Genomic DNA, 21,971 nt, shown 5'->3' with positions numbered 1-21,971 from the left:
TGACGAAGACTTCCCGGGAGCTGAAGGTTTCTATATCTTCTAAAACCTATCGTTTACTTGTTGTGCCCGCCTCCATGCGGGCCCTTTTCATATCAAGAGTTCTCCGAAGGAGAACTTTCCTATAAAGAAATAAAATCCTCGCAATCACTGCTCCGATAAAAACAACCATAATTAACTTTACTGTCGAAGGCAAACCTGCTCTTCCCACATAGCTAATGACCAAAATACTAAATCCATATATGAATAAAGCAATAACATTTATCCATCTTTTCTTTTTACGCATAAAAACACCATTAAAAAGAATCCAGTAAATCATTACTTCACATATTACTGATAAACTTCCTTTTAATGAATACATGATAAAATCCATTTATCCCCCTCCAAAACATTAAATATAACCCGATTAATATCAATTATTATATTACATAAGTCTACAAGTTTCTACTATAATTTACCAAAAAAAGTTTCTTCTTTGTTTAAATCAAACTTCAGAGATTCAACAACGAAGAAACTTTTTGTTTTATTCTACTTTAGAATAGGTTATGTATTATTTATTTCTTTCCTCGATTTTAGCTTTTAAAGCATTGGGAACTTTTGCTTCGTGAAATACCAAAACACAAGGTAGCCCACCTGTTATCAACGCCACTCCTAACGATAAATTCATTACATTTTTTAACAAAGCTTTTTTGTTTAAATTCCAATACTTAATTTTTCCCATTATTCCAAACACTCCTTCTGTTATTATTGCATATATTGCAAATTTGTATATCTCAAAATTAATAAGATATAGGCCTATAGTTACCAATAATTCAATTGCTAATATAATTCTTACTTTCTTTTTTATGATTGCTACTTCTTTTTCCAAAAACTCTCTCTTCCCATTTAAAACTGGTGCTATCATCAGAGTAGCCATATAAGATATTACAGCCATAACAACCAAAATAAGATTATATTCTTGAATCACAAAACTATTAACAGCTACAATAAAAGAATAACTAATAATTGAACACAAAAGACAGGACAAATATGAATTTGCATGATACCCTCCTGCCAGAACACGGATACTACAAAAACATAATAAATATACAATAGTGCCTAACAAATTATCACTAATAATTCCAATGATCAGAATTACTAATATATCAACAAGCGTTGACACAATGGCTTCTAATCCGTATATAACAACCTCCTTTTCATCTTCGCTTTCTGCCTGTTCAATAACTCCAGCGAAAGCCGTTTTGACCAGTTTATTATACATAATTACTAGTTGTCCTCCCTCCTTTATCATAATTTCTATTTATTCTCTAAGGCATTAGAATAAATGAAAATTATTTTACTCTATTCCTAAAATATAACAACTTCCCTCAATTTTTGAATACAATTATCATAAATAGACATTTTAAAAGCACAAATGGACAACTTGCAAACATACGTTCGAAAAAAGGATTCGAAAAAATTCAAAAAAATGCATACTACATAAAAACAGCTGTTTAAATGTTACTTCAAACAGCTGTTTCTTATCATCGCTATAAACTTTGTTCGCTTTATCGTTATACTATAACTTCATTGTTAGTTGAATTCGTTTTTTCTGCAAATCAACACTCATAACTTTCACATCAACAATATCTCCAACACTTACTACTTCCAGTGGATGTTTGATGTATTTGTCTGTCATTTGAGAGATATGAACCAGACCATCTTGGTGCACTCCAATATCTACAAAAGCACCAAAATCAATTACATTTCTTACCGTACCTTTTAATGTCATTCCAGATTCCAAATCCTTCATCTCTAACACATCAGTCCGAAGAATTGGTTTTGGCATCTCATCTCTTGGATCTCTTGCTGGTTTTTCCAATTCTTTTACAATATCTTTTAATGTAATCTCGCCAATTGAAAGTTCCTTGGCAGTTTTTTCGTAATCCGTAATCTTCTTAGAAAGTCCGCTTAGATTTCCTTTTATGATATCCTGTATCGTGTAGCCTAAGCTAGAGAGTAACGCTTTTGCAGCTTCATAACTTTCAGGGTGAACACTTGTTACATCTAATGGATTTTTTCCACCTTGTATTCTCATAAATCCTGCACATTGTTCATAAGCTTTAGGCCCTAATTTTGCTACCTTAAGAAGTTCCTTTCGGTCTGTGAAACGACCATGTTCTTCTCGATATGCTACTATATTCTTAGCTATCGCTTTGCTAATGCCTGAAATATATTCAAGAAGTGATGTGGAAGCTGTATTCAAATCAACGCCAACTCGATTCACGCAATCTTCTACTACGCCACCTAAAGCTTCGCTTAGTTTCTTTTGATTCATATCATGTTGGTATTGTCCTACACCAATTGATTTGGGATCAATTTTAACTAATTCTGCCAAAGGATCTTGTAACCTTCTCGCGATTGAGGCCGAACTTCTTTGTCCAACATCAAAGTTTGGAAATTCCTCCGTTGCAAGTTTACTTGCTGAATATACCGATGCCCCTGCTTCATTTACAATAATATATGAAACATTTGCTTTTATTTCTTTTAGTAGCTCTACAATTACCATTTCTGATTCTCTAGATGCCGTTCCATTTCCTACAGAAATCAAAGAAATATTGTATTTGTCAATTAATTTTTTAACAACTTCTTTTGCTTCTTCTACTTTATTTTGAGGTGCTGTTGGATAAATAACAGTTGTATCTAGGACCTTACCAGTCTCATCGACAACTGCTAATTTACAACCTGTTCGAAATGCAGGGTCCCACCCAAGTACTACTTGTCCTACAATTGGTGGCTGCATCAGTAATTGCTCTAGGTTTTTACCAAACACTTTTATTGCACCATCCTCTGCTTTTTCCGTCAAGTCACTTCTTATTTCTCGCTCAACAGCTGGCGCAATTAGCCTCTTATAGCTATCCTCAATTATTTCACTTAAAATCTGATTGGTATTTTCGTTGTCATTTTTTATTACTTGCTTCTTTAAATATCGTATTATATCTTCTTCTGGTGCCTCAATCTTAACTGTTAATATCTTTTCATTTTCTCCTCTATTAAGTGCCAAGATTCTATGACCTGCCAGTTTATGAATGGGTTCTTGAAAATCATAATACATCTCAAATACACTTTGTGCCTTTTCATCTTTTGCGGTAGAAGATATAATCCCCTTCTTCATGGTTATATCTCTTATATACATTCGATAATCTGCTTCATCCGAAATATACTCAGCAATAATGTCTTTTGCTCCATCAATTGCATCTGTAACCGAATGTACCTCTTTTTCAGGATTGATAAAGGCTTCTGCTTCTTTATCAAGCGAATTCTTTGTCATCTGAAGCAATATTAAATTGGCAAATGGCTCAAGTCCCTTTTCCTTTGCAATCGTCGCTCTTGTTCTTCTCTTTGGGCGATAAGGTCGATACAAATCCTCTACTACAACTAATGTCTCAGCATTTAGAATCTGTGACTTTAATTCATCTGTTAATTTTCCTTGTTCTTGTATGGTTGAAAGAACCTGTTCCTTTTTCTCCTCTAGATTACGAAGATAGGTTAGTCTATCATTCAGATTTCTAAGAACCTCGTCATTTAATGATCCAGTAGCTTCCTTTCGATATCTGGAGATAAAAGGTATCGTATTTCCCTCATCTATTAATTTGACTGCGGCTTCTACTTGCCACTTTTTCACGTCCAATTCCGCTGTTAACTTTGAAATTATATCCATATTTTTGCTGTCCCGTTTCCTTTCTTTACCTCTCTGATAGAATTATAAATCAATTTTCATCTCTATTCAAGTTGTAATTCCTTGTTAAGCATGATAAAATCAAGTTTAGAAATTTGATATAGGATAAAAAGAGTGGGAGGTCTTTATGGATAATAACAACCATGATTCATTTACTGGTAATTCACCAGTTGTAAATAACAATTACTACAATCATAACCAGCCAAACAGTATGGCTACAGCAGCTTTGGTACTCGGAATATTGGCCATTATATCAATTTGTTGTGTTTATGGTTCTTATTTATTTGGTGGCATTGCAATTACTTTAGCTTTGCTTTCTCGGGGAAGAAATAACAAACTTAGCACAAACGCTTTAATTGGAACTATTCTTTCCATCATTGGAATGTTAATCTCGACTGTAATTATTGCTATATTGCTTATTAGCATTTTTACTTCTGATAGATATTCTGACTTTATGAATTATTATGAGTCTCTTTATGAAGAAATTTATGGAGAAGAATTTCCATATGGTTCAGATACCTTTAATGGTAATAGTGAAAAGGATTACAAAGATGATAATTCCAATACATATGATTACTATAACTATTTTAAGGAGTACTTTGATGAATATGATACCGCACCAGTACAGCCTACTGTGCCTGATACGTTAAGCATCTCATTTGATTAAATCTACATCTAAAAAGTCAGCTGTTTTCACAACTGACTTTTTTTATTACTCTTTTAGTAAAGCAAGAAGCATTATTCACCTCCAAAACTTTACAAGTTATCTTACTAAATAGGTTCCTTCATCAAACATATTCATCAATTACAGTTGGGTTTGATTCTTTCTTTAAGTCTATATAAAAATATATATTGGTACACATATGATAAGGTTGTATCCATAACAATGCAATTCCACAAGAGAGAATAGATAACATATACCAACCAATAAAAGATATTTGCAAATAAAAATACCTGCCCTTTTGTCCCATCATCATCTCTTTGCTCATTCTCATAATTTCAAGTACAGAAAGCTGACTATCATCCGCTATAATATATCCGACTTGACTGTAAGTAATACCAATTATAATCATAGCCACGATTCCTGCTATTAACGAAAACATTGCTAATACAAATACAAGTCGGTTAAAAGTAACACCATAAACAAATAACAATCCCATACCTGGAATGAGACATACCATAAAGATGAGTGTTAATATAATCATAATTAAAATAACTTTATCTGGGTGATTTTGAAATCCCCAAAAAATATCGCTTATTTGATAGGCTTCGTTTTTTACTAATTTAAAAAATAACTTAAGCAATCCTATTCCAAGTACAGCTGATAACAAAGATATTATAAATGAAATGAGGTAATATATAATGATAGATGCCATTGAGTCCGTTCTAGCAAACACGGTTACCAAAAGGGAAACTGCCATTGAAATCAATGTTGTTAAAAATGTAGCACCTACTGCTACTGCGTATCTTCCTGTGAGCTGCTCTCTGGATAATGCCTTTAATTGCGAAGATGACTTATAATTCATATGTATTTACACTCCATTCTGATTCTTCCTAATCTCATTAAGTATATCATATCTATTTATAAAAACTCAATATTGCAACTAAATATTTAATTTGTTAAGATAATGTATGATACAAATAACGTTTCTTACTTAAGGGAGAGCTTATATGAATACGGATACGAATGATTTTTTATATAAATTAGGTGCAATCCTTTTGTTTGTTGCAATCCTTTTTCTTTCAATCATACATATGTTTCAAATAAACTATCAACTTTTTTTATTACCTTGTTTGTTTTATAAAATAACTGGATTATATTGTCCTGGATGTGGTGGAACTCGGTCTGTTCATGCGTTAATGGATGGTCATTTGTTTTCATCTATTCGGTACAATCCCATTGTCTTATATGGTGTTTTCATTTATCTGTGGTATATGATTAGCAATACCATTGAATATGTATCCAAGCATAAGATAAAAGTTGGTATGAAATATCATGATACCTATCTTTGGATTGGTCTTGCTATACTTATCTTATTTTGCCTGCTTCGAAATTTTTTACTTCTTGTTTTTGATATCGATTTAACCTCGTTTTAAAAACTTTTCTATAAAACAAAAAGCTATTGCATTCGTACTTTCATAACGTGCAATAGCTTTCTTTTATTATTTAGAAAACAAATAATCTATGATGGTATGGCCTTGTGCGATATAGTTTCCACTTTCTTTTGCTTCTTTTTCGTTGTAATTCCAATTACGTGATTGAGGATTGGTACTGTCATAGAGCATGTATGGAACAGGATCACTTGTATGCGTTCTAACACAAATAGGTGTCGGGTGATCTGGGAGTACAAGCATTCTATAATCTACCTTTAAAGCATCAAGATTTTCTGCTACAATCTTAATCACTCTTTGGTCCAAATATTCGATTGCTTTAATCTTTTTTTCCACACTTCCTTGATGCCCCATTTCATCTGGTGCTTCTACATGTATATATACAAAATCATAATCTTGTTTTGTTAATACCTCTACTGCTGCCTTCGCTTTTCCTTCATAGTTCGTTTCAAGGGTACCATCAGCACCCTCTACCTCGATATTTAGCATACCAGCACCTACTGCGATGCCTTTTAGCAAATCAACTGCAGAAATCATAGCACCTTTTTTGTGGGTTTTTTCTTCAAAGGAGGATAGTGCTGGTTTGGTTCCTGCACCCCAAAACCAAATCGAATTGGCTGGATGTAACCCCTTTTCTTTTCGTGCTAAATTGATTGGATGATTGACTAATATATCATAACTTTTTATCATCATTTCCTTTAACAATTCTTCTTGTGGAAGATACTGTCCAATCACTTTGCCCAATATATCATGAGGTGGTGTCAGCTCGACTACCTGCCCTTTATCCCAAATAAGCAGATGGCGGTAGCTGATTCCAAGATAGTAGGAAAAGATTTCGTTTGATAATTCTTTTTTTACTGCCTCTAATAAAACAGCTGCTTCTTCTGTGCTTATTTCACTTGCGCTATGGTCAATGATACTCTTTTCTTCATATGGTCTATCATCCTCTGATAGTGTTACAATATTACAGCGTATTGCTATATCAGTATCTTTCATATCCACACCAATACTTAGGGCTTCAAGTGGAGAGCGTCCCGTATAATAACTTTTTGGATCATAACCTAGTACCGATAGATTAGCAGTATCACTTCCTGGTTTCATTCCTTGTGGTATGGTACTAACAAGACCTATTTCTGATTTTTTGGATAATTCATCTAACTTTGGAGTATTGGCAAAGGAAATTGGGGTTTGATTCCCAAGTTCTTTTATTGGCTCATCTGACATTCCATCTCCAAGTACTATAACATATTTCATGTGGCTCACCTCAATTAGTCTTCTATACGGATTCTGTTAATGATTCCTTGACACTTTTCTGCCTTTTCCTGATACTGTGCTTCTGTCAAAATACTTGTTATAAATCCAAATTCATTTTCTAATTCAGGCACGGTAACCAGTTGAACGTCTCCAAAAACTTTATGTATTTCTTCTAATCTTGTTTTTGCATCTCCACTCATTCGAACAAAAAACTTTCTTTTTGCTGTCTTTATATCAGCAAGCTCAAGCTTTTTATTGCTCCAAAGCTGCATAATATTACGATTCATATGTTTTGCTGCATCTACCACATCCGCGACTACAGCACTTGCGGTTGGAAGCTTTCCTGCTCCACTACCATAGAACATAACATCTCCAAGTACATTACCATGTGCAAAAATACCATTGAATACATTGTTAACACTATAAAGTGGGTGTTCTGATGAAATTAAAAAAGGAGCTACCATAGCATAGAAACTATCTCCTACGCGTTTGCTGGATGCTAATAATTTAATCGCCTTTCCCATGCTCTTCGCATATTTGATGTCACAAGCAGTAATCTTTGTAATACCTTCTGTATAGATATCTTCATAATCTACTTGATTTCCAAAGGCTAATGAGGATAAGATTGCTATCTTTCTACAAGCATCGTATCCTTCTACGTCAGCTTCAGGATTTCTTTCTGCGAATCCTTTGTCTTGCGCATCTTTTAGTACAGTATCAAAATCTAGACCCTCAAAGGTCATTTTACTTAATATATAATTCGTCGTTCCATTTAATATGCCCGTAATTTCATCAATTTCGTCTGCTGTTAAAGAAGAATTTAATGGTCTGATAATTGGTATTCCTCCGCCAACACTGGCTTCGAATAGGAAATTAATATTTTGCTCCCTTGCAATTTGAAGTAATTCACTACCATGCTTAGCAACTAATTCTTTGTTTGATGTACAAACACTTTTACCTGCTAATAGCGCACTTTTTACAAAGGTATAGGCTGGTTCTACCCCACCCATTACTTCAACAATAATTTTAACGTCATCATCGTTTAAAATTGTGTCGAAGTCATGAACTATTTTCTCCTGAATTGGATCTCCTGGAAAATCTCTTAAATCCAAAACATATTTTATATTAATCTCTTCATTTGCTCGTTTATTAATACTGTCCTGGTTGGTATTTAATACCTCTACGACTCCAGAACCAACCGTGCCATATCCTAATACACCAATACTTATCATTTTTTTCACTCCTTAGCAAGAATTTTCAAATAATGAATTCCGTTGATTATTTCAATGTTTTCTATCATTTTACCAACATCTCCCGAATCTGGTAATATGTCTACACTTAAAGTTAATGTAGCAATTCCATTAATCGGAATCGTCTGATGAATGGTTAATACATTACCATTATATTCAGCAATGGTTGCCAATACTTCTGATAAAAGTCCTGGAACATCATCTAACTGAATCACAAATGTCATTGTTTTTCCTTTTGCATTTTCATGATACGGAAAAATATCGTCTTTATACTTATAAAAAGAGCTTCTACTGATTCCAACCTTCTCTGTAGCTTCTTGAACGGTCATAACCTTCTCTGCGTCTAATAGCCTTTTCGCTTCTACTACTTTTAGCAAAACTTCTGGCACTGCCTTTTGCTTTACTACATAATATTTTTCTCTTTCTATCATACAATCCTTCCTCTTTGTTTGCACACGAAAAACATTTGTATTTCCAACAAAGATATTAACACAATAAAGTATTCTGTGCAACCGTTTTTTGTTTATTCATATATTTAATGCAATAAATATGTAATTTTTTGACCTAAATGATAAAATATATCTTTTCATAAAGTTTCATTTGTTATCTATAAAAGGACAGGTTTATCTTCCTGTCCTTCTTTTTTAATAAACTATTGATTAATCATAAATTGTGCTATATTTTCTTGTTCTTCATCCGACATAAGTTTCTCTGTATTTAATATGATTACAATATTTTGATCAATCTTTGCAATTGATTTAATATATAAAGTATCATATGATTTTACAATTTCAGGAACATCCGTTATATTAGTTTTATCAATTGTTTGAATTTCACTTACCATATCTACTTCAAGAGCAATTGGCATTCCTTTGATATTGGTTACAATAATCTTTTGTTCTGCACTATTTTCAGTTTGTTCTTTCATATTGAATTTGCTTCTCAAACTAAATACTGGAATGATGTCGCCTCTAAGATTAATAATTCCTTTGATATGACTTGGGGCATTTGGAATTTTCACAGTTTGCAAAGATGGCTCTATCGCATTCACTAATGAAATATCAATTCCATAAGATTCGTTGTCCAGCTTGAATATGATTGGTTTTATGTCTTCCATTCTAATCCTCCTTGTTTGAATTCATGCTATTCCACTTTAAGTATCCATTAATAAAGGAATCAATGTTACCATTCATCACACTATCCACATTTCCTGATTCAACATTCGTTCTGTGGTCTTTCACCATAGTATACGGCTGCATTACATAAGAACGTATCTGATTACCCCATCCAATCTCTTTTACTTCTCCACGAATGTCTGATATTTTTTCAGCATTTTCTTGTTCTTTTAATAAATACAACTTTGCTTTCAACATCTGCATTGCTTTATCTTTGTTACTATGTTGAGAACGTTCATTTTGACATTGTACTACAATGCCTGTTGGTATATGTGTGATTCGTATCGCTGAGGAAGTTTTATTGATATGCTGTCCCCCTGCTCCACTGGAACGATAGGTATCAATTCGTAAATCGTCTTCATTGATATCAATTCCTGTATCCTCTTCTATGTCTGGCATTACATCACAAGATGCAAAGGAGGTCTGTCTCTTCCCTGCTGCATTAAACGGTGAAATTCGAACCAAACGATGAACTCCTTTTTCGCTTTTTAGATAGCCGTATGCATTTTCTCCATTTACCTGAAAGGTAATAGACTTTATTCCTGCTTCTTCTCCATCTAAATAATCGAGTACTTCCTGTGTAAATCCTTTTGAATCTACCCACTTACTGTACATACGGTATAACATACTAACCCAGTCACAGGCTTCTGTACCGCCTGCACCTGCGTGCAGCGTTACAATAGCCCCGTCTTTGTCGTATTCACCTGATAAAAGAGTTCGAATTCTTACACTGTCAATCTTTTCGATAAACCTAGTCAAAAGTTCATCTATTTCAGGAATGAGCGTTTCATCGTTTTCCTCGTAACCCATTTCAATTAAGGTTTCGATTTCCTCATAAGTGTTCTTTAATTCTTCATAATCTTCAATATCATCTTTAAGAGACTTTAGCTCTTTCATACCATTTTGAGATTTTTCTGGATTATCCCAATAATCAGGAGCCTCCATATTTCTCTCTAATTCTTCGATTCGCTTTTCTTTCCTATCTAATTCAAAGTGAATCCCTGACTTCCATTAGTCCTTCTGTATAGGTATTTAGCGTCGCTTTAAATTGATCGAGTTCTATCAACCTTGTACCTTCTTTCTATATTAAATTCTAATTATTGATTAAGCTTTACCACAGCACTGTTTGTATTTCTTTCCACTTCCACATGGGCAAGAATCGTTTGGATAAACCTTATTGTTTTCTCGACGAACTGGACCTTTGGCAACAGTATCATCTTTATTTGTACCAGTTACTTTAGCAACCTGCTCTCGCTCTACCTTTTGTTCGATTCTTACATGCATAAGAAGTCGAATGGTATCTTCTCGTATATTTGCAGTCATTGCATCAAACATTTCATAACCGCTTAGTTTGTATTCTACCAATGGATCTTTTTGACCATACGCTTGTAATCCAATTCCTTGACGTAGCTGGTCCATATCATCAATATGATCCATCCATTTTTTATCAATTACCTTAAGTAGTATCACACGTTCTAATTCGCGTAGTGCTTCTGATTCTGGAAACTCTGCTTCTTTTTCTTCGTAAAGTTTGACAGCCATTTCCTTTAACATATGCTTTAATTCATTCTTCTTAAGCCCTGTTACCTTGTCCTTTGTAATCTCTTTCAAAGGTATAATAGGAATCAGTAAAGAATTTAGTTCAGTTAAGTTCCAGTCTTCTGGAATATTTTCTTCTCCAACTACTAAATCAACGGCATTTTCTACAGTATCTGTTATCATTTTATAGATAACATCTCTCATGCTTTCTCCGTCTAATACTCTTCTTCTCTCTGCATAGATTATTTCACGTTGTTCATTCATAACCTGATCGTATTCAAGAAGATTCTTACGGATACCAAAGTTATTATTCTCAATCTTCATCTGTGCCTTTTCAATTGCATTTGAGAGCATTTTGTGTTCAATCTGCTCATTTTCTGGCACACCTAATGCAGTAAACATATTCATAAGACGTTCTGAACCAAACAATCTCATTAAATCATCTTCTAGTGAAATAAAGAATCTTGACTCACCAAGATCACCTTGACGTCCGGAACGACCTCTTAACTGATTATCAATACGTCTGGACTCATGGCGCTCTGTTCCAATTATCTTAAGTCCACCAGCTGCTTTTGCCTCTTCATCAAGTTTAATATCCGTACCACGACCTGCCATGTTGGTTGCAATGGTTACTGCTTTATGAATACCTGCTTCCGCTACAATTTCTGCTTCTAATTCGTGGAATTTGGCATTTAATACTTTATGAGGTATTCCTCTTTTCTTTAGTAATGCACTTACTTCTTCGGAGGACTCAATGGTAATTGTACCTACTAACACAGGCTGCCCTTTTTTATAGGATTCTTCAATTTCATTAATAACTGCATGTAGTTTTTCTTTTTTTGTCTTATAAACAGCATCTTGTTTGTCTATACGAACAACAGGTTTATTAGTCGGAATTTCAATAACATCCATGCCGTAAATATCTCTAAATTCCTTTTCTTCTGTTAGTGCTGTACCTGTCATACCACATTTTTTGGTATATTTATTGAAGAAATTTTGGAATGTAATATTTGCTAATGTTTTACTTTCTCTTTTAACCTTAACGTGTTCCTTAGCTTCAATTGCTTGATGTAATCCGTCAGAATATCTTCTACCAGGCATAATACGTCCTGTAAATTCATCTACAATTAAAACCTGGTCATCCTTTACTACATAGTCTTGATCTCGAAACATTAAATTATGCGCACGAAGAGCTAATATGATATTATGCTGAACTTCTAAGTTTTCCGCATCTGCTAAGTTTTCTAAACCAAAGAATTTTTCTACTTTTGCAACACCTTCTTCAGTCAGGTTAACTACTTTGTCCTTTTCATTTACAATAAAATCACCAGTTTCTGTGATTTCTTCACCCATAATGGCTGCCATCTTAGTGAACTCTCCGCTTGCTTCACCGCGTTTTAACTGTCTTGCTAAGATATCACAGGCTTCATACAACTTAGTTGATTTTCCACTTTGGCCTGAAATAATAAGAGGAGTTCTTGCCTCGTCGATTAAAACAGAGTCAACTTCATCGATGATTGCATAGTTTAACTCTCTCATTACCAATTGTTCTTTATAAATAACCATGTTATCTCTTAAGTAATCAAAACCTAATTCATTGTTGGTTACATAAGTGATATCACATGCATATGCCTCTCTTCTTTCATTATTATCCATGGAATTTAACACCGTACCTACTGTTAATCCCAAGAATTCATGTACTTGCCCCATCCACTCAGCATCACGATGAGCAAGGTAATCATTAACGGTTACAACATGCACACCTTTGCCAGTTAACGCATTCAAATAAGCCGGTAAAGTAGAAACTAAGGTTTTTCCTTCACCAGTTTTCATTTCAGCTATTCTACCTTGATGAAGAATTACACCACCAATGAGCTGAACTCTATAATGTTCCATTTTAAGAACTCTTTTTGCTGCTTCTCTTACCGTAGCATATGCCTCTGGTAAGATACTGTCTAATGATTCCCCGTCTGCAACTCGCTTTTTATATTCTTTGGTCTTTTCTCTTAGCTGTTCATCTGTAAGAGCACCCATTGTAGATTGAAGTGCCTCAATCTTGTTTACAATTGGATAAACCAACTTTAATTCTCTTTCACTATGCGTCCCAAATACTTTTTGAAAAAATCCCATTCTCATACTCCTATATGCTACAATTTTCTTTTTATTGTTCTCTAAAAAATACTCTTAATGGTTATTGTAACACTAAGTATTGTTTAATTCAACAAATTTCTGTTATGTACACAATATGTACATATTTTGTTTACTTATGCTTTTTTTGTATCTTTTAGAATATTTTTACCCGATTTTCTCTATACAAAATGGACTTATATCTGCTATAGGATATAAGTCCAATCCGTAAAACTTTAACTATTATTTAGACATCTCATTCAACATATTCGAAATATTTTCTTCTTTTATCCACTCTTTGTTTTTTGGTGTTGTAAAGGGCAAGATGCCACCAAAGGATTCAATATAAGATGTATGATTGAGTAACTTCTGCGGTATATTAGTATGAATGACTTTCGCGGTATTGTTTGAATAAGCATTGCATATAAAATAATGGTTTTCATTCCTCACCTTTTTTCTTTATCCCTAATAAAAAGATGATAAGAAGTATCATTGTAATGAAACAAAATACTACAGATGCAATTCCAAAATTCATGTGAAAAGCAAGTGATGAAGGGTCACTAATATTCTTTGCTTTGAGCCACATTCCGCATATCATTGTGCTCATAATTAGTAATGTTGTAATAATTGAACTAATTAACGTTACAGTTTTCATGTTCTACCCCTTTTCTTTCATTAAATTATTAATTAATGCATCAATAAATCTCTCTCTTTGTTCTACATTAGACAAATCAATTCCACTATACATAAGAAAAGACTCCTCATTAAGCCCTGTAACTTGAATTGGTAACAAAATCTGCAAAGCTATAATTCTTAATTTCATTTCGTCTTCATTCTCGCCAAATATCTCTTTTAGAAAAGAAATTAAGTATAGTGCAGTTTTAAAATCCCCTCCTACAACTTCTCTATTTAGGATAAAGTGAATTAACTTTTCATTTCTTCCTGCAAAGGAATATAGCTCTTTTAACAGTGCTTTAAGCTTAACTACAGGGGATATCATGCTATTGCTATCTTCTTTCGTAAATTTGCAAATCATTTCACTCATGACATCACCAACCGCTTCACTTAATAAATTGTCTTTACTTTTGAAATGATAATTAATTAAGCCAATCCCTACTTCTGCTCTTTTTGCAATCTGTCGAACTGTTATCTCTTCAATGTTACCAGTTTCATTTATCAAATCTTTCGCGGTATCTATAATTAACTGACGCGTATCTTTTTCTTGTTGATTCATATCTTTCTCCTTTAGAACACAATCTGAACATGTTCAGTTTAGCATTTTAACGAACCTATGTCAATTACTTTTTCTATGCATGAAAGCACCTTGTCCCATTCTGGGGCAAGGTGCTTTCACTTTTACTCACTTCTATAATCATTTAGCATTCTGGTTCAATTAAGCCATAAGTATTATTCTTTCTTTTATAAACAACACTTACTTCATCTGTCTCTGCATTTCGAAATACATAGAAATTATGTCCTAATAATTCCATCTGTACACATGCATCTTCTGGATACATCGGCTTAATGCCAAATTTCTTTGTTCTAATAATTTTTACTTCATCATTATCTTCATATTCTTTATCAATAAATTCTTGTTTAAAATTAGCATCGCCATGTTTTTTGTCAATAATTTTGTTCTTGTATTTTTTTAATTGTCTTTCAATAATTTCTTCTACCAAATCAATGGAAACATACATATCATTGCTTACTTGCTCTGAACGGATAATACTTCCCTTTACTGGAATGGTTACCTCGATTTTTTGTCTGTCTTTCTCAACACTTAAAGTTACTTGAACTTCAGTATCAGGAGTAAAATACTTTTCTAATTTACCTAACTTTTCATGAATCGCACTTCTTAATCCTTCTGTTACATCAATATTCCTGCCAACAATGTTATAACGCATGATGTCCCACTCCTTTACTGTTTGTATTACAATATTTCATTTTGTTTAATATCGTAATGTAATTATACCACATTTCAGTTATTTTACAATAGTTTCCCCCACCATTTCACATTTTTTTGAAATATTGTTTGTTTTTTTTGACAACTCTCTCACATTTTTCACTATCATTCCTCCATATTTTGACGATAGAATTGTCAATACTTTTTCTTCTTTTTTTGATTTAAAAATACGATTTATTATACTTTCACAAAACATTTGTTTTTATTTTACTTCAAAATTTTACTATTTCCACACACCATCCATGTGGATAATGTGGATAACTTAGTGTATAACTCCATTTTTTCATATTTTCCATAAATTTGGATGTGGAAAACTTTTATCGACAAATACCCGCATTTTTAGCTTTCATTTTGCATTTTTTTCGCACTTTGTGCATCTTGTATATTTCGTTTTTTGTCAATCATTTTTTCTTTCTTTTTCTACATTTTTGTTTCTATTCTGCCTGCCATTCGTATTAGGTCGAAATATAAAAATATACACGTTACTTATAACTTATTAGATTGATTTGTCCAATTTATTATTTGTACGTTACAAGAACTCTATACTTAAAATGATAAAGATTCTACTAAAAGAATACAAAAAATAATCAATGAATTTATTCAAAACTGATGTGTTTTTCGATACAAGAAGAAGCAGCCGCTTTGGCTGCTTCTTTGAGTGTAAACAAACGCTTTATGAAAGCGGGAGTTTGAGGACGAAGCGTTCTCATTTCAATCACGCAAGCGGAATTCACTTTCGCTGTAGTGTTAAATGCTGATTTTTAGGGGCAAAGCCCTTGTGCGAGAAAATCAGCATTTTTACAATCGGCAACTAAAATTTATGGCGGTAGCCATGAATTTTAAAGGCTGTCGACTTTGTCGATAGCCTGAAAAAAGCAGCCGCTTTGGCTGCTTCTTTTTGTTAATCTATATAACTTACCGCTTTGCACGGTGTTCTATAATATGCATTTGATATTTTAATTCCTGTTTTTTCAGTACTTGCGTGTACTACTTGTCCGTTTCCTATGTAAATTGCAACGTGGTTAATTGAACTTCCGTTGGAGTAGAATAATAAATCACCTGGCTGGATACTATCCAATGATACTTCACGTCCACCAGAACCTTGGGCTCTTGAAGTTCTTGAAATAGAAATACCATTATCACCAAATACAGACTGTGTAAATCCAGAACAATCTGCTCCATTTGTAAGACTTGTGCCACCCCATACATATGGATTACCTACAAATTGTAATGCATAACTTACGATTGCTTGTCTAGAACCTGATGTAGCACTGCTAGAAGAACTTGCTGTGGACGATTTACTTTTAGAAGACTTACTTGCCTTTTTCTTAGCTGCTTCATCGGCCGCTCTAGCCGCTTCTTCGGCTGCTTTTCTTTCTGCTTCTTCTTTTGCTAATCTTGCCTTTTCTTCTTCAATGGATTCTGCCTGAACAAAATCGGTTCTTAAATCAACATATTCGGCCGATACAAATCCAAGAACATCACTGTCAATCTTAACCTTTACCCACTCTTCTAATTCTTCCACTACTTCCATCTCTTCCTCAATTGGAACTAATGTTTGTACGGTTGCATCTAAACTTGCATCATTACGAACTTTTAACGTAGTCGTATTCACTTTAGCTATTCTAGTTCCTACTTCATTGGCTAATGCTTCTGCTTCCTCACCAGTAACAAAGTATTCTGCTTTTATGTATCCAGTTACAGTACCTGACTTAACCAAATACCAGTCTCCCTCTTCTTCTAAAATCGTAGCTGCTGAATTATTGTAAATCTTACCTAGTATTTCACTTTCCTCATTAGGCTCACTTCTCATATTAACATAGTATGTAACTCTTGCTATAGCAATATTATCGTATTCCGAAGGTTCCAGTATTTTTTTAATTTCACTGTCTGCTGTCTCTGGATTACTTGCGTATTTTTCATTTAACGCAAATGTGATTCCTGCTTTGGGTAAATCCAAGTCAATGGTTGCTGCCTTTGTTGTAAATGCACTGCTTGAAATTACAATTGTTCCTACTAAACATCCTGTCATAATTTTTATTATATTCTTATCCATCGTATTCTCCATTTGTTACATAATTGTTAAATATATTACGAAGATAAGTATAACAAATTAACATTTTAATGTCAATGATAGAATGATAATTGTAATAATTTACCTTATTTTACAGAGTTTAGATAATTTTGCACAGATGTAACTGCATTTGCTCCATCACTAGCAGCTGTAATAATTTGTCTTAACATTTTCGTTCTTATGTCACCTGCCGCAAATATTCCTTCTATATTAGTAACACAATCCTCTTCTGCAACTAGATATCTTTGTTCATCCATTGCAACCAAGTCCTTAAATTCGTCTGAATTTGGTATGATACCAACTGCAATAAACACACCATCACAAGATATGGTCGTCTCTTCTTGTGTTTTTACATTCTTAATTTCGATTGCACTTACTTTCCCGTCTTCTCCATTAATCTGTTTCACAGTGCTGTCCCAGATAATTTCCACATTATCCAAAGAAAATAACTTATCCTGTAAACTTTTAGCCGCTCGAAATTCATCTCTTCTATGAATGACATATACTTTCTCACACATTCTTGCTAAAAAGATTGCATCTTCTACTGCTACATCTCCTCCACCTACAACACAAGTTGTTTTGTTTCGAAAAAAAGCACCATCACAAGTAGCACAATAGGATACACCCATTCCTGCATATTGTGCTTCCCCAGGTACATCTAGCTTTCGATATCTAGCACCAGTGGCAATAATAATAGCTTTGGTTTCATAAGTGCCTTGATTGGTAATAACTTTTTTTATCACACCTTCTACTTGAATTGATGTAACATCTGCTTCCACAAATTTAGCACCAAGTTCATCGGCATGCTCCCTTAATTTCATACCCAGATCAAATCCATTAATCCCTTTATAACCAGGATAGTTATCTACCTCATAAGTATTTAAAATCTGACCTCCACTCATTACATTTTTTTCTATTACTAAGGTGTTAAGTACAGCACGTTGAGCATAAATTGCCGCTGAAAGTCCTGCCGGTCCTGAACCAATAATAATCAAATCGTACATGTTATCATCTCCTGTTTTTTTGCTTTTCTTCTATATAATAGTTCTTTCTCCACATTATATCGTTTTGCTATCTGAGATTCAACTAATTTTGACAATGTTTTTCAATACAAACGAAACAAGTATTTGCACAACTATTGATAACGTATTATGATAATACTATGATATACATATAATATAGAAAGGACTCTTGTAACATGAATGCGAAAACTGTACTAATTACAGGTGCGTCAAAAGGTATTGGTGCTTCTATTGCAATAAAATTTGCAAAGGAAGGATTTCAAAATATAATAATAACTGGGAATAAATCTGTGAATCAGCTCAATGATCTCAAACGTTTATTGAAGCAAGACTATGCATGTACTTGTCATTCGTTTGCTGCAGACCTTAGTGTCTATGAAAATGTAAAACGTTTATTTCAGGAAATCAAAGAACGTTATGACGGGGTTGATATACTGATAAACAATGTAGGTATTTCTCACATTGGACTTTTGACAGATTTGAGTGTCGATGAATGGAATCAGGTAATTCACACTAATCTTTCTTCTACTTTTTACTGTTCAAAACTAGCGATTCCTCATATGAACCACCAAAAATGTGGAAAAATTATTAACATCTCTTCTGTATGGGGAATTTATGGTGCCTCTTGTGAAGTAGCTTATTCTGCCTCAAAAGGTGGTATGAATGCATTTACAAAAGCTTTAGCAAAGGAACTTGCCCCAAGCAATATACAGGTAAATGCCATCGCCTGTGGAGTAATCGATACTAAAATGAATCAGTTTCTTGACGAGGAGGAACGAGCTTCTTTAATAGAAGAAATCCCCGCAAATCGTTTTGCGAAGACAGAGGAAGTTGCAGATTTAACTTATGATTTAGCTAAGGGACATTCTTATTTGACGGGTCAGATTATTTCACTTGATGGAGGATGGTTTTAAGAAGCAAAGGACAAGGTTAATCCCCTGTCCTTTTACTTGTTAATTCTCACTTCTTTTTTCAAGAATGATTAATACATCTTTATAAAATGGATGCATTTCAATAGTAGATTCTTTTTTTGTACAATTAATCTCTATATCTGAAATTCTTTTTTTATCTAAATCAATCGCTAGTGCCTGATAATTGCTTAAGTCTTCTAGAATCTTTATGCTAGTATTATGCTTTGCGTATATGAAATACTTATCCTTTGCTTTTGCCACACGTATTTCTTGTGTATCGTTTCCTAATAAGTGGTTCACTGGCTCCAAATAATCAACACGGTATTGATGCAATAGATATTTGATATATCCATAATCCCATGCCCCTTGAAACTCAATGGCTTCTTGCCAAGTAAATGGCTTATCAAATCCTTCTCCAAGAATCGGATTTGATGGACAATTAATTTTATTCCAATTCCAGATACCATGAGCTCCATAGGTAACGCCTGCACATGCACCAGATAAAATAGACGTCCATGCTGCTTTGCGAGTGTCTTCTTTTTCAAATCTTCCATACTCTTCGCGGCTAAATCCCATTTGTTCATAGCAAGGTTCTGCATTAATCATTGGCTTTTTCGGATATTTCTTTGCAAATATTTCTGGTAATCGATATGCCATATCCTGTTGCGTTTTATTATGCCCTGACTGAAACATATAAAAATCTATTTGATTCAATAATTCATCTGGTATTAAATCATAACCTCGTTTGATGTGAAGTGTTTTTAAGCTGTCTGGACTTTTTTCACATAAAATATCCAAAGCTATCTTATAATACTCAATTGACTCTTGTGTATCAAAGTCCGTATCTCCACTCACCATGTAGATTGGATGATACTCATCAAATTCTTCAATGACTTTTTCTACATACGTTGGAACAAAATCTTTTGGCATAATATTTTTATCTGTCATACGACTCCCCCACGTTCCAGGTACATAGTTAAGCCAAAGAACCACTAAGGCTAATTGAAAACCTTGTTCAACCGCCATTTCACACATTTTTCTCGCTCTTTGAAAATACTCTTCCTCAAAAGTCGTAAAGTCAAATTGTTGACCGTCCTTTGTAGGAAAAGGATACACACCGACATCAGACCAGCAACGATCCCATTGTGGTAACGTATTTATCTGAAGGACATTAAAGCCTTGCATTTTTCTTCTCTTTAAGTAGTACGCCCACTCTTGTATGGTAACATTAGTAAATGCACTCCAAATGGTATCTGCCAGATAAAAAAACGGTTTATCGTCTTTTAAAAAGTTACTTTTATTGTTGCTTATTCTTATATTACTCAATTGATATCCTCCATCTTACTTCTTTCGGATTTTGCTATTTATCTTCTAACTTAGAGTCTTTGTAGCCAAAGAAGTATGTTACAATGGCAGATCCAAAGTATGCAATTGCACAAGCAATCAAGAAACCTACAAAACCTTTTCCGATATACCCTGGAAGGGTTAAAATGCTTGTAGATAAAAGTGTTGGTGCACTTGCACCACTTACGGCTACAATAGCCCCTGCTACACCCGAGAAAAACGCCCCAATATAAAACGGTCTTTTATACTTAAGTGTAATACCATAAATAGCTGGCTCTGTAATACCTGCTAGTACCGCAGATATTGCCGCCGATCCCGAAAGAGATTTTAGTTCCTTGTTTTTTGTCTTTAAGAATACACCTAACGTAGCGCCAGCCTGTGCCATATTGTTTGGCCCTGTTATCGTAAACATCGTATCTCTTCCGTATTGTGCTATGTTGTTAAATACAATTGGTGCGAATCCCCAATGTAGTCCAAACATAACAACTGCTGGCCAAATAAGACCAATCACAAATCCTGAAACAGCTGGATTAAAGGCTACTAAACCTGTATAACCAGACGCTAACACTTTACCAGCTGTATCTGCAACTGGTCCAATTAAAAGATAAGTAGCAGGTACCATAATTGCAAAGCTTAGTAAAGGTTTCATAAAGTTTTTGATTACATCTGGAAGAATCTTTTTTAAAACGATTTCTAATTTTGAAAGTACATAAACTGATATAATGATAGGAATTACCGATGAGGTATAGCTTACTAGTGTAACTGGTATCCCCATAAAGCTAAGAGCAGTTCCTGCTGAAAAAGCCGCTGTCATGGCTGGGTAAACAAGCGCTGCTGCAATACCAACCGATACAAATTGATCTGCTTTAAATTTCTTTGCCGCTGTATATGCTAAAAAGACTGGAAGAAAATTAAATACACCATCAGCCGCCGCATATAATATCATATACGTTCCGCTTTCTGCATTTAACCAATTCATGGTTGTACAAAGAATCAAAATACCTTTTAACATACCCGCTCCGCACATTGCTCCAAGAATTGGTGCAAAAATTCCAGATATCGTCTCCATAAAACTACTCACTAGATTCTTTTTTTCTTCTGTTTTTACCTCTTCGTTATTTTCATCTGCTTTAATTCCTGTATTTTTAATGATTGTATCATAGACTTCTCCAACTTGATTCCCAATGACTACTTGGATTTGACCGCCTGCCTCTATCACAGTAATCACACCGCTAATTCTCATCAACGCCTCTTTGTCTACTTTGTCTTTGTCCTTAACCTTAAAACGAAGACGTGTTGCACAATGAAAGAGGGAGCTTACGTTACCTTCTCCACCTACATTTGCTACAATATTTGTTGACAAATCATCATAGTTTTTCTTTGCCATAACTATACCTCCTCCGATATCACTTGTTTGCGTTTTTATCAAAGGGTGCGCGCCTATCCTTGATAATGTTACCTTAACATTTTTTTAAAAACTGGACA

20 protein-coding genes are annotated in these 21,971 nt (G+C 34.0%); 3 read left to right on the top strand and 17 right to left on the bottom strand.

Going from position 1 to position 21,971, the window contains the following annotated elements; translation table 11 throughout:
• Positions 1–46: 46 nt before the first annotated feature.
• The 3 genes from F7O84_RS18870 to F7O84_RS18860 form a co-directional block, all read right to left on the bottom strand.
• A complete protein-coding gene (locus F7O84_RS18870) occupies positions 47–370 on the bottom strand; it encodes a hypothetical protein (protein ID WP_151148634.1) in 324 nt (107 codons plus the stop codon).
• 177 nt (positions 371–547) lie between these two features.
• On the bottom strand, positions 548–1,258 hold the full coding sequence (locus F7O84_RS18865; RefSeq protein WP_192451834.1) for an accessory gene regulator B family protein: 711 nt from the start codon (positions 1,256–1,258) through the stop codon (positions 548–550).
• A 297-nt stretch (positions 1,259–1,555) separates the two neighbouring features.
• The gene (locus tag F7O84_RS18860) at positions 1,556–3,697 is read right to left on the bottom strand and encodes a Tex family protein (protein ID WP_151148632.1); all 2,142 of its coding nucleotides are present in this window, start codon (positions 3,695–3,697) and stop codon (positions 1,556–1,558) included.
• 145 nt (positions 3,698–3,842) lie between these two features.
• Here F7O84_RS18860 and F7O84_RS18855 point away from each other — a divergent pair, with 145 nt between their 5' ends.
• Positions 3,843–4,382, top strand: a complete 540-nt coding sequence (locus tag F7O84_RS18855) for a DUF4190 domain-containing protein (RefSeq protein ID WP_151148631.1) — start codon at positions 3,843–3,845, stop codon at positions 4,380–4,382.
• A 121-nt stretch (positions 4,383–4,503) separates the two neighbouring features.
• On the opposite strand, the gene F7O84_RS18850 is transcribed toward F7O84_RS18855, so the two are convergent.
• Positions 4,504–5,241, bottom strand: a complete 738-nt coding sequence (locus F7O84_RS18850) for a DUF975 family protein (protein WP_151148630.1) — start codon at positions 5,239–5,241, stop codon at positions 4,504–4,506.
• A 145-nt stretch (positions 5,242–5,386) separates the two neighbouring features.
• Here F7O84_RS18850 and F7O84_RS18845 point away from each other — a divergent pair, with 145 nt between their 5' ends.
• A complete protein-coding gene (locus tag F7O84_RS18845) occupies positions 5,387–5,812 on the top strand; it encodes a DUF2752 domain-containing protein (protein WP_151148629.1) in 426 nt (141 codons plus the stop codon).
• A 66-nt stretch (positions 5,813–5,878) separates the two neighbouring features.
• On the opposite strand, the gene F7O84_RS18840 is transcribed toward F7O84_RS18845, so the two are convergent.
• The 11 genes from F7O84_RS18840 to trxB all read right to left on the bottom strand — a co-directional run bounded on the left by F7O84_RS18840 (position 5,879) and on the right by trxB (position 18,213).
• Complete coding sequence (locus F7O84_RS18840; protein ID WP_151148628.1) at positions 5,879–7,081, bottom strand: cofactor-independent phosphoglycerate mutase; 1,203 nt, start codon at positions 7,079–7,081, stop codon at positions 5,879–5,881.
• Between the two features lie 14 nt (positions 7,082–7,095).
• On the bottom strand, positions 7,096–8,313 hold the full coding sequence (locus F7O84_RS18835; protein ID WP_151148627.1) for a homoserine dehydrogenase: 1,218 nt from the start codon (positions 8,311–8,313) through the stop codon (positions 7,096–7,098).
• A 5-nt stretch (positions 8,314–8,318) separates the two neighbouring features.
• Entirely contained in the window at positions 8,319–8,762 is a 444-nt protein-coding gene (locus tag F7O84_RS18830) for an ACT domain-containing protein (RefSeq protein WP_151148626.1), read from the bottom strand.
• 221 nt (positions 8,763–8,983) lie between these two features.
• Entirely contained in the window at positions 8,984–9,448 is a 465-nt protein-coding gene (locus tag F7O84_RS18825; protein WP_151148625.1) for a chemotaxis protein CheW, read from the bottom strand.
• Between the two features lies 1 nt (position 9,449).
• Positions 9,450–10,572, bottom strand: a protein-coding gene (prfB, locus tag F7O84_RS18820; protein ID WP_151148624.1) for a peptide chain release factor 2 whose coding sequence is annotated in 2 segments (ribosomal slippage) — positions 9,450–10,496 and positions 10,498–10,572 — 1,122 coding nt in all. Because the reading frame shifts where the segments join, the coding sequence is not laid out codon by codon here.
• 38 nt (positions 10,573–10,610) lie between these two features.
• Positions 10,611–13,175: a preprotein translocase subunit SecA gene (gene secA, locus F7O84_RS18815; RefSeq protein WP_151148623.1), complete on the bottom strand. Its 2,565-nt coding sequence runs from the start codon at positions 13,173–13,175 to the stop codon at positions 10,611–10,613.
• Between the two features lie 436 nt (positions 13,176–13,611).
• Complete coding sequence (locus F7O84_RS18810) at positions 13,612–13,827, bottom strand: hypothetical protein (protein WP_151148622.1); 216 nt, start codon at positions 13,825–13,827, stop codon at positions 13,612–13,614.
• A 3-nt stretch (positions 13,828–13,830) separates the two neighbouring features.
• Positions 13,831–14,406, bottom strand: a complete 576-nt coding sequence (locus F7O84_RS18805; protein WP_151148621.1) for a TetR/AcrR family transcriptional regulator — start codon at positions 14,404–14,406, stop codon at positions 13,831–13,833.
• 142 nt (positions 14,407–14,548) lie between these two features.
• Positions 14,549–15,076: a ribosome hibernation-promoting factor, HPF/YfiA family gene (gene hpf / locus F7O84_RS18800; RefSeq protein ID WP_151148620.1), complete on the bottom strand. Its 528-nt coding sequence runs from the start codon at positions 15,074–15,076 to the stop codon at positions 14,549–14,551.
• Positions 15,077–16,036: 960 nt separating this feature from the next.
• Complete coding sequence (locus F7O84_RS18795; RefSeq protein ID WP_151148619.1) at positions 16,037–17,191, bottom strand: C40 family peptidase; 1,155 nt, start codon at positions 17,189–17,191, stop codon at positions 16,037–16,039.
• A 104-nt stretch (positions 17,192–17,295) separates the two neighbouring features.
• Positions 17,296–18,213, bottom strand: coding sequence for a thioredoxin-disulfide reductase (trxB, locus tag F7O84_RS18790; protein WP_151148618.1), 918 nt, complete (start codon positions 18,211–18,213; stop codon positions 17,296–17,298).
• Between the two features lie 194 nt (positions 18,214–18,407).
• Between trxB and ymfI the strand changes: the two genes are divergently transcribed.
• Entirely contained in the window at positions 18,408–19,145 is a 738-nt protein-coding gene (gene ymfI, locus F7O84_RS18785) for an elongation factor P 5-aminopentanone reductase (protein ID WP_151148617.1), read from the top strand.
• A gap of 39 nt (positions 19,146–19,184) precedes the next feature.
• On the opposite strand, the gene F7O84_RS18780 is transcribed toward ymfI, so the two are convergent.
• Complete coding sequence (locus tag F7O84_RS18780; RefSeq protein WP_151148616.1) at positions 19,185–20,468, bottom strand: glycoside hydrolase family 140 protein; 1,284 nt, start codon at positions 20,466–20,468, stop codon at positions 19,185–19,187.
• A 34-nt stretch (positions 20,469–20,502) separates the two neighbouring features.
• The gene (locus F7O84_RS18775; protein WP_151148615.1) at positions 20,503–21,873 is read right to left on the bottom strand and encodes a PTS transporter subunit EIIC; all 1,371 of its coding nucleotides are present in this window, start codon (positions 21,871–21,873) and stop codon (positions 20,503–20,505) included.
• Positions 21,874–21,971 lie beyond the last annotated feature (98 nt).

The sequence above is a fragment of the Candidatus Galacturonatibacter soehngenii genome, assembly GCF_008830185.1.
Lineage (GTDB): Bacteria > Bacillota > Clostridia > Lachnospirales > Lachnospiraceae > Lachnotalea > Lachnotalea soehngenii.
Note: the sequence above shows the minus strand (reverse complement) of the source record. Positions and strands in the feature narration are given on the sequence as shown.

Excerpts from the sequence above, each read along its gene's own strand:
- hpf (WP_151148620.1), bottom strand. The coding sequence starts at position 15,076 with ATGCGTTATAACATTGTTGGCAGGAATATTGATGTAACAGAAGGATTA.
- trxB (WP_151148618.1), bottom strand. The coding sequence starts at position 18,213 with ATGTACGATTTGATTATTATTGGTTCAGGACCGGCAGGACTTTCAGCG.
- F7O84_RS18825 (WP_151148625.1), bottom strand. The coding sequence starts at position 9,448 with ATGGAAGACATAAAACCAATCATATTCAAGCTGGACAACGAATCTTAT.
- F7O84_RS18845 (WP_151148629.1), top strand. The coding sequence starts at position 5,387 with ATGAATACGGATACGAATGATTTTTTATATAAATTAGGTGCAATCCTT.
- F7O84_RS18810 (WP_151148622.1), bottom strand. The coding sequence starts at position 13,827 with ATGAAAACTGTAACGTTAATTAGTTCAATTATTACAACATTACTAATT.
- F7O84_RS18855 (WP_151148631.1), top strand. The coding sequence starts at position 3,843 with ATGGATAATAACAACCATGATTCATTTACTGGTAATTCACCAGTTGTA.
- F7O84_RS18870 (WP_151148634.1), bottom strand. The coding sequence starts at position 370 with ATGGATTTTATCATGTATTCATTAAAAGGAAGTTTATCAGTAATATGT.
- F7O84_RS18865 (WP_192451834.1), bottom strand. The coding sequence starts at position 1,258 with ATGTATAATAAACTGGTCAAAACGGCTTTCGCTGGAGTTATTGAACAG.
- F7O84_RS18835 (WP_151148627.1), bottom strand. The coding sequence starts at position 8,313 with ATGATAAGTATTGGTGTATTAGGATATGGCACGGTTGGTTCTGGAGTC.
- F7O84_RS18840 (WP_151148628.1), bottom strand. The coding sequence starts at position 7,081 with ATGAAATATGTTATAGTACTTGGAGATGGAATGTCAGATGAGCCAATA.
- F7O84_RS18860 (WP_151148632.1), bottom strand. The coding sequence starts at position 3,697 with ATGGATATAATTTCAAAGTTAACAGCGGAATTGGACGTGAAAAAGTGG.
- F7O84_RS18805 (WP_151148621.1), bottom strand. The coding sequence starts at position 14,406 with ATGAATCAACAAGAAAAAGATACGCGTCAGTTAATTATAGATACCGCG.
- F7O84_RS18795 (WP_151148619.1), bottom strand. The coding sequence starts at position 17,191 with ATGGATAAGAATATAATAAAAATTATGACAGGATGTTTAGTAGGAACA.
- F7O84_RS18850 (WP_151148630.1), bottom strand. The coding sequence starts at position 5,241 with ATGAATTATAAGTCATCTTCGCAATTAAAGGCATTATCCAGAGAGCAG.
- F7O84_RS18830 (WP_151148626.1), bottom strand. The coding sequence starts at position 8,762 with ATGATAGAAAGAGAAAAATATTATGTAGTAAAGCAAAAGGCAGTGCCA.
- secA (WP_151148623.1), bottom strand. The coding sequence starts at position 13,175 with ATGGGATTTTTTCAAAAAGTATTTGGGACGCATAGTGAAAGAGAATTA.
- ymfI (WP_151148617.1), top strand. The coding sequence starts at position 18,408 with ATGAATGCGAAAACTGTACTAATTACAGGTGCGTCAAAAGGTATTGGT.
- F7O84_RS18775 (WP_151148615.1), bottom strand. The coding sequence starts at position 21,873 with ATGGCAAAGAAAAACTATGATGATTTGTCAACAAATATTGTAGCAAAT.